This window comes from Streptomyces sp. NPDC089915, assembly GCF_040684675.1.
Taxonomy (GTDB): Bacteria; Actinomycetota; Actinomycetes; order Streptomycetales; family Streptomycetaceae; genus Streptomyces.
Genome location: NZ_JBFBGN010000393.1, coordinates 1 through 1,226, shown reverse-complemented (window position 1 = coordinate 1,226; position 1,226 = coordinate 1). Strand labels below are relative to the sequence as shown.

Annotated in this window: 1 protein-coding gene; it reads left to right on the top strand. The window is 71.5% G+C overall.

Annotated elements, in window-relative coordinates:
- Nucleotides 1-1,226, top strand: a 1,226-nt coding sequence (locus AB0O29_RS36105; RefSeq protein WP_365160733.1) for a non-ribosomal peptide synthetase, incomplete at both ends; no start/stop codon positions are given.

Sequence of the window (1,226 nt, the reverse complement as noted above, 5' to 3'; positions counted from 1 at the left end):
CGAGCACCAGGGCATGCTCAACCACCTCTACGCCAAGATCGACGACCTCGGGATCGGCGAAGGGCAGGTGGTCGCCCAGACCGCGCCCCAGTGCTTCGACATCTCGCTGTGGCAGCTGCTCGCGCCGCTCCTGGCCGGAGGGCGGACCCTGCTGATCGAGCAGGAGGCGATCCTCGACGTCTCACGCTTCCTCGACACCGTCGCCGACGGCCGGGTCGGCGTGCTGCAAGTCGTCCCGTCCTACCTGGACGTCGTCGTGTCCCATCTCGAACGGCACCCCCGGACGCTGCCGGACCTGCGGTACGTGTCGGTCACGGGGGAGGAGCTGAAGCGGGAACTCGCCCAGCGCTGGTTCACCGCCCAGCCCCACATCAAGCTCGTCAACGCCTACGGCCTGACCGAGACCAGCGACGACACCAACCACGAGGTCATGGACCGCACGCCGGACGGCGACCGGGTCCCGCTCGGCCGCCCCGTCAACAACGTGCGCCTCTACGTCGTCGACGAGCGCCTCGACCCGGTGCCGCTCGGCGCGCCCGGCCTGATCGCCTTCTCCGGGGTCTGCGTCGGCCGCGGCTACGTCAACGACCCCGAGCGCACCCGTCCGACCTACCTCGCGGACCCCCACCGCGAGGGCGAGCGCCTGTACCTCAGCGGCGACGTCGGCCGCTGGCGCCCGGACGGCAAGCTGGAATTCCTCGGCCGCCACGACAACCAGGTCAAGGTCCGCGGATTCCGCATCGAGACCGGGGAGATCGAGAACGTCCTGCTGCGGGCGCCCGGAGTGCGCACCAGCGCCGTGGTCGTCACCGAACGGCCCGACCGCAGCGCCCACCTGGTGGCGTTCTACACCGCCCCGCACCCGATGGACACGCGCGTCCTGCTGGACCACCTGGGAACCTCCCTGCCCGGATACATGGTCCCCTCGGTCCTCCACTGGCAGGAGAGCCTCCCGCTCACGGCCAACAGCAAGATCGACCGGAAGGCCCTGAAGGCCCAGGCCGCACGACTGCACACGGCCGAGCACGAAGTCCAGGCTCCGGACACGCCCTGCGAACACCGTCTCGCGGCCGCCTGGGCGAGCGTGCTCGGCATCGCCCGGCACCGGATCGGCCGCCGCGACCACTTCTTCGACCTGGGCGGGACCTCCCTGTCGGCGGTCAGACTCGCCGTCGCCCTGGACCGCGCGGTGTCCCCGGCGGACGTCGCCCGCCACCCCGTCCTCG